Source organism: Pseudomonas sp. YL2 (assembly GCF_023063025.1).
GTDB classification, from domain to species: domain Bacteria; phylum Pseudomonadota; class Gammaproteobacteria; order Pseudomonadales; family Pseudomonadaceae; genus Aquipseudomonas; species Aquipseudomonas putida_A.
Map to the genome: position 1 here is coordinate 247,503 of NZ_JAJSLU010000007.1, position 6,800 is coordinate 254,302.

Genomic DNA, 6,800 nt, shown 5'->3' on the forward strand with positions numbered 1-6,800 from the left:
TCCTGTAAAAAGGAAGACGATCTAGGATGTCGCACTCTTTTGAAACGAGTCCCGGCGGTCGCTGTTTACCTTAGTTCATGCAATGGTCGCTGAACGAACCTGAACAAACGCTGAAACGTAATAGCTAAACACCCACCAAATATGACCAGAACCGCACAATGCGTCATATCTTAGCCGCAAGCCGACCTGAACGAAATGCCCTTTTCAGAGCCTCGGACTCAGACCGCAGCGGCAAGATCCGGCTTGTCGCCGAGCAACGGCGTCTGCTGATCATTCAGCCAGCGCGCCACTAGCGGCCAGACCTCGGCCTGCGCCGCCTTGCTCACCAACATCTCGACATGCCCGAAGTTGTCGCTGAAACCCTGCTCGCGCCCCAGATTGACGAACTGTTTGTGCTCGGAGCCGATCTGCTCGAACAGTTTGCGACAGGCCCATGCCGGATCCTGATGATCGCCCGCCGCGGTCACTGCCAGCACCGGCACCTGAACCTCGGCCAGGCCGGCCCACCAGTCCTTGTCCTTGTCGCCAAAACGCCCGAACAAGCCGTACCAGCGCATGCTTTCCAGCGCCAGCCCGATCGGCTCGTCTTCCGGGCCGCGCTTGAGGCGTGAGCCGGACAATTGCGCGAAACGCTTGAGAATGAAGCGCCCGCTCCACTCCACCGGTGGAATTTTCAGCGGCCAGTACGTGCGGCTGACCTGCGTGCCGAAAAACGCCGCCGAGGCCACGGCCGGCTCGCCGAGGTATTCGCCACCCAGCGCCGCCGCCAGCGTGATGCCGCCCAGCGAATGGCCGATCCAGTGCGGCACCTGCCCGCTCTGCTCGCGGACGAACGCGGCAATCGCCGGCAGATCGTAACGAGCGTAGTCGGCCACGCGGTTGCGCCGGTAGTCCTCGTTGCGCTGCGACAGGCCGTGACCGCGCATCTCCGGGATCCACACGTCGAAGCCCAGACGGGTCAGGTACGCGCCCAGCCCCAGGCCCTTGGGGGAAAACCAAAAGCGCCGGTTGGAAAAGCTGCCGTGCAGCAAAATCACCGGCACGCCGCGTGGTGTCGTATCGTCGGCCATGCCCAAACGGGTAACGGCGATTTCCACGGACCAGTCGGGACTGTTGCCGGGTTTGAGTCGATACACGTCTTCGCTCAGATCACCGCGTCGTTCGGCGCTGATCAGGGCGACAGGAAACAGGTTGCTGCTGCTTTGCATAATGCTCTTGCACAAAAAAGGGCGGCATCTACAGGAGCCCGCCCTACTTCAATCTCAAAGCCCCCGACCTTTGTGGGAGCGGGCTTGCTCGCGAAAGCGGTATATCAGCCAACATTTGTGGCGGATCTTATTCCGTCTTCGCGAGCAAGCCCGCTCCCACAGGGGAGGATGGCCGTTCACATATGGATCAAGCCTGGGCCTGACCTTCGGCGAGGAAGAACCAGGTTTCCAGCACGGAGTCCGGGTTCAGCGACACGCTTTCGATGCCCTGCTCCATCAGCCACTTGGCCAGATCCGGGTGGTCCGAAGGGCCCTGACCGCAGATGCCGATGTACTTGCCGGCCTTGTTGCACGCAGCAATCGCGTTCGCCAGCAGCTTCTTCACCGCCGGATTACGCTCGTCGAACAGGTGCGCGATGATCCCGGAGTCACGGTCCAGGCCCAGGGTCAGCTGGGTCAGGTCGTTGGAACCGATGGAGAAACCGTCAAAGAATTCGAGGAATTCTTCAGCGAGAATCGCGTTGGATGGCAGTTCGCACATCATGATCACGCGCAGGCCGTTGTCGCCACGGGCCAGGCCGTTTTCGGCGAGCAGATCGACCACTTGACTGGCTTCGCCGAGGGTACGGACGAACGGCACCATGATTTCGACGTTGGTCAGGCCCATCTCGTTGCGCACGCGTTTCAACGCGCGGCATTCGAGTTCGAAGCAGTCACGGAACGATTCGCTGATGTAACGCGAAGCGCCACGGAAGCCCAGCATCGGGTTTTCTTCTTCCGGCTCGTACAACTTGCCGCCGATCAGGTTCGCGTATTCGTTGGACTTGAAGTCCGACAGACGCACGATGACCTTCTTCGGCCAGAACGCAGCAGCGAGGGTGCTGATGCCCTCCACCAGTTTTTCGACGTAGAAGCCGACCGGATCGTTGTAACCGGCGATGCGCTTGTCGACGCTGTCCTTGATTTCCTGCGGCAGGCCGTCGTAGTTCAACAGCGCTTTCGGGTGTACGCCGATCATGCGGTTGATGATGAATTCCAGACGGGCCAGGCCGACACCGGCGTTCGGCAGCTGCGCGAAGTCGAAGGCGCGGTCCGGGTTGCCGACGTTCATCATGATCTTGAACGGCAGCTCCGGCATGGCGTCGACGGAGTTCTTCTTGACGTCGAAGCCCAGCTCGCCTTCGAAGATGTAACCGGTGTCGCCTTCGGCGCAGGACACGGTCACACCCTGACCATCTTTCAACAGTTGGGTGGCGTTGCCGCAGCCCACGACCGCTGGAATCCCCAGTTCACGGGCGATGATCGCCGCGTGGCAGGTACGGCCGCCACGGTTGGTGACGATGGCGCTGGCGCGTTTCATCACCGGTTCCCAGTCCGGGTCGGTCATGTCGGAGACCAGCACGTCGCCGGCCTGGACTTTGTCCATTTCCGAGACGTCCTTGATGATCCGCACTTTGCCGGCGCCGATGCGCTGGCCAATGGCACGACCTTCCACCAGCACGGTGCCGGTTTCTTTCAACAGGTAACGTTCCATGACGTTGGCCTGGGTGCGGCTTTTCACGGTTTCCGGACGGGCCTGCACGATGTACAGCTTGCCGTCGTCACCGTCTTTGGCCCACTCGATGTCCATCGGGCAGCCGTAGTGCTTCTCGATGATCATCGCCTGCTTGGCCAGCTCGCTGACTTCGGCGTCGGTCAGGCAGAAACGCGCGCGTTCGGCCTTGTCGACATCGACGGTCTTCACCGAACGACCGGCCTTGGCCTCGTCGCCGTAGATCATCTTGATGGCTTTGCTGCCGAGGTTGCGGCGCAGGATCGCCGGGCGACCGGCTTCCAGGGTGCCTTTGTGCACATAGAATTCGTCGGGGTTGACCGCGCCTTGAACAACGGTTTCGCCCAGACCGTAGGCGCCGGTGATGAACACCACGTCACGGAAACCGGATTCGGTATCGAGGGTGAACATCACGCCGGCGGTACCGGTTTCCGAACGCACCATACGCTGCACGCCAGCCGACAGGGCGACCAGTTTGTGGTCGAAGCCCTGGTGCACGCGGTAGGAAATCGCACGGTCGTTGAACAGCGAAGCGAACACCTCTTTGGCGGCGCGGATAACGTTTTCCACGCCACGGATGTTCAGGAAGGTTTCCTGCTGGCCGGCGAACGAAGCATCCGGCAAGTCTTCGGCGGTGGCGGAAGAACGCACGGCCACAGCCACGTCAGGGTTGCCGGCCGACAGCGCGGCGAACGCGGTGCGGATCTCGGTATTGAGTTTTTCAGGGAATTCGGCGTCCATGATCCATTGACGGATCTGCGCACCGGTCTTGGCCAGTGCATTGACGTCATCGACGTCCAGGGCGTCGAGAGCCTTGTGGATCTGATCGTTGAGGCCGCTCAGTTCGAGAAAGTCGCGATAGGCCTGCGCGGTGGTGGCAAAGCCGCCGGGGACCGACACACCGGCACCCGCCAGGTTGCTGATCATCTCGCCCAGGGATGCGTTCTTGCCCCCCACATGCTCAACATCGTGTTTGCCGAGCTTATCGAGGGAAACTACGTACTCTACCAAGGTGATCTCTCCACTAACTGTGTTGGAAAAGCTCAGAAACCGGCGGCTCGGGGGAGCGTTGGCCGGCTGTATGGCCTGGACCTGGAAAATAAGTGAGAATGCGGGCCAATGGCGGCCGGCAAATCGCGCCTATCATATCCAGAAATACTCTTTAGCTTAAGGCCCAAGGTGCAAATGAAACGATCTGCTTTCTTTATCTCCGATGGCACCGGCATTACCGCCGAAACCCTGGGTCAAAGCCTTCTGGCGCAGTTCGAAAACATTACCTTCACCAAGCTCACGCGGCCGTATATCGACAACGCGGACAAAGCGCGGGCCATGGTACAACAAATCAACAAAGCCGCCGAAACCGACGGCTTCCGTCCGATCATCTTCGACACCATCGTCAATCAGGACATCCGTGAGATTCTCGCAACGTCCAATGGTTTCATGATCGACATCTTCTCGACCTTCCTCGCCCCGCTCGAACAGGAACTGACCGAGCATTCTTCCTACACCGTCGGCAAATCGCACTCGATCGGGCATAACTCCAATTACATGGAGCGCATCGAGGCGGTGAACTTCGCCCTCGACAACGACGACGGTGCGCGCACCCACTATTACGACAAGGCCGACCTGATACTAGTGGGCGTGTCGCGTTGTGGTAAGACGCCGACGTGTCTGTACATGGCGATGCAGTTCGGCATCCGTGCGGCCAACTATCCGCTGACCGAAGACGACATGGAACGCCTGACCCTGCCGACCGCCCTGCGCGCCCATCAGCACAAGCTGTTCGGCCTGACCATCGACCCGGACCGCCTCACCGCGATCCGCAACGAGCGCAAGCCCAACAGCCGCTATTCGAGCTACGCCCAGTGCGAATTCGAAGTGCGCGAAGTGGAAAACCTGTTCCGCCGCGAGAACATCCCGCACATCAACTCCACGCATTTTTCGGTGGAAGAGATTTCGGCGAAGATTCTGGTGGAGAAAGGTGTGGAGCGGCGTTTCAAATAGATTTGCGGCGTCTGCTTTGGCGCCTTCGCGAGCAAGCTCGCTCCCACAAGGTTTTGTGCCTGGCACAACATGCATGAACACTCTGAAACCCTGTGGGAGCGGGCTTGCCCGCGAAGGCGGCGGCACATTCAGCATTGATGTTGCCTGACGCACCGCTAGCGTGAGCAGGCTCACGCCCGCAATGGGTCTTCAATGCTCGCGTTGTCAAATCGCAAACAGGTCGATGAAACGATTCACGGGGGTCGCTTCAAGCTGCGCCTGATCCTTGCACAACGCGAAGATCTCGCCACTGCGCTGCCCGGTGAATCGTGTCAGCAGATTCGCCTTGAACTTGTCCTCCAGCAACGGGATGCCATCGGCGCGGCGGCGACGGTGGCCGATCGGGTATTCCACCACCACGTTCTCGGTGCTCGTTCCGTCCTTGAAAAACACCTGCACCGCGTTGGCAATCGAGCGTTTGTCGGCCTCCAGATACTCGCGGGTAAAACGCGGGTCTTCGACGATGACCATCTTCTCGCGCAGCACATCGAGGATCGGGTGCGCGGCGTGGAAAGCGTCTTCGTAGTGTTCGGCCAGCAGATTGCCGAACGCCAGCGGCACGGCGGTCATGTACTGAATGCAGTGGTCGCGGTCGGCGGCGTTAGCCAGCGGCCCGACCTTGGAAATGATGCGAATCGCCGACTCATGCGTGGTGATGACGATGCGGTCGATTTCATGCAAGCGGTTGCGCACCAACGGATGCAAGGTCACCGCCGCTTCGCAGGCCGTTTGCGCATGGAATTCAGCGGGGAAGCTGATCTTGAACAGCACGTTTTCCATCACGTAACTGCCGTAGGGCCGCGAGAAACTGAAGACACGTTTGCCTTCGGGCTTGAGCGCCAGATCATTATTGGTATGGCTGAACGATACGTCGTAGAAGCCCCACTGTCTGGCCGTCAACACCCCGGGAATCCCCATCTCGCCGCGTAGCGCGATGTCGGCCAGACGCACACCGCGACTGGTCGCATCACCCGCCGCCCAGGATTTACGCGAGCCGGCGTTCGGCGCATGGCGATAGGTGCGCAGCGCCTGACCATCGGCGAAGGCATGGGACAACGCCGACAGCAGTTGTTCGCGATTGGCCCCCATCAGTTTGGCGGTGACGGCGGTCGAAGCGACTTTCACCAGCAGCACGTGGTCTAGGCCGACGCGGTTGAACGAGTTTTCCAGAGCGATCACGCCTTGGATCTCGTGGGCCATGATCATCGCTTCAAGTACATCGCGAATCGTCAGCGGCTTCTCACCATTGGCAACGCGTTTTTGCGACAGGTGATCGGCCACCGCGAGAATTCCGCCGAGGTTGTCCGACGGATGCCCCCACTCGGCGGCGAGCCAGGTGTCGTTGTAGTCGAGCCAACGCACGATGCAGCCGATGTCCCACGCGGCTTTCACCGGGTCGAGGCGATAGGAAGTGCCCGGCACCCGCGCCCCGAACGGCACGACGGTGCCCTCGACGATGGGGCCAAGGTGCTTGGTGCATTCGGGAAAACGCAACGCCAGCAGGCCACAGCCGAGGGTGTCCATCAGACAGTTGCGGGCGGTGTCGAGGGCTTCGGCAGATTCGACGTTGAAGGTGAGGACGTAATCGGCGATGTCCTGCAGGACACGGTCGTAGTCGGGACGGTTGTTCTGGTCGACGTTGGCGCTCATGTTCGATTCACTCTGGCAGTGGTTCGTTGATGGGACCTCGGTTCAGGCTGATTTTCTTATATTTGAAATGCAATTCCCTGTGGGAGCGGGCTTGCTCGCGAAGGCGTGGTGTCAGTCGACATCATTTTTGCCTGGTGCGCCGCCTTCGCGAGCAAGCCCGCTCCCACAGTTTTTGTTCGGTGTAGTGTCAGAAAGTATTGCCGGGCACAAAAGCTTTCTTTGCGGACTGATTATCCTGGTTGAAATGCAATCCATGTGGGAGCAACTGTCTTACTACCACCGTTCGTCACCGCCACTCTGTGCCGTCTCGCAGCATGGCATTCAGTCTGATCAGCAGTATTCGCATA

General features: G+C 60.1%; 4 protein-coding genes and 1 pseudogene. 2 read left to right on the forward strand and 3 right to left on the reverse strand.

The features are described from left to right. Window positions 1-218 precede the first annotated feature (218 nt). Both LVD08_RS13310 and ppsA read right to left on the reverse strand, forming a co-directional pair. Complete coding sequence (locus LVD08_RS13310; protein ID WP_027613293.1) at window positions 219-1,208, reverse strand: alpha/beta fold hydrolase; 990 nt, start codon at window positions 1,206-1,208, stop codon at window positions 219-221. A gap of 187 nt (window positions 1,209-1,395) precedes the next feature. Beyond that, window positions 1,396-3,771 (reverse strand): phosphoenolpyruvate synthase, encoded by a 2,376-nt coding sequence (gene ppsA / locus LVD08_RS13315; protein WP_096797095.1) that lies wholly within the window; start codon window positions 3,769-3,771, stop codon window positions 1,396-1,398. Window positions 3,772-3,945: 174 nt separating this feature from the next. Here ppsA and ppsR point away from each other — a divergent pair, with 174 nt between their 5' ends. Beyond that, window positions 3,946-4,764: a posphoenolpyruvate synthetase regulatory kinase/phosphorylase PpsR gene (ppsR, locus tag LVD08_RS13320; protein ID WP_007960912.1), complete on the forward strand. Its 819-nt coding sequence runs from the start codon at window positions 3,946-3,948 to the stop codon at window positions 4,762-4,764. A 204-nt stretch (window positions 4,765-4,968) separates the two neighbouring features. Here ppsR and prpD read toward each other — a convergent pair whose 3' ends face one another. Further along, on the reverse strand, window positions 4,969-6,453 hold the full coding sequence (prpD, locus tag LVD08_RS13325; protein WP_247268363.1) for a 2-methylcitrate dehydratase: 1,485 nt from the start codon (window positions 6,451-6,453) through the stop codon (window positions 4,969-4,971). Between prpD and LVD08_RS13330 the strand changes: the two are divergent. After that, window positions 6,452-6,800 (forward strand): annotated as a pseudogene (locus LVD08_RS13330) (hypothetical protein); the annotation flags it as partial. The gene prpD and the pseudogene LVD08_RS13330 sit on opposite strands and share 2 nt — an antisense overlap.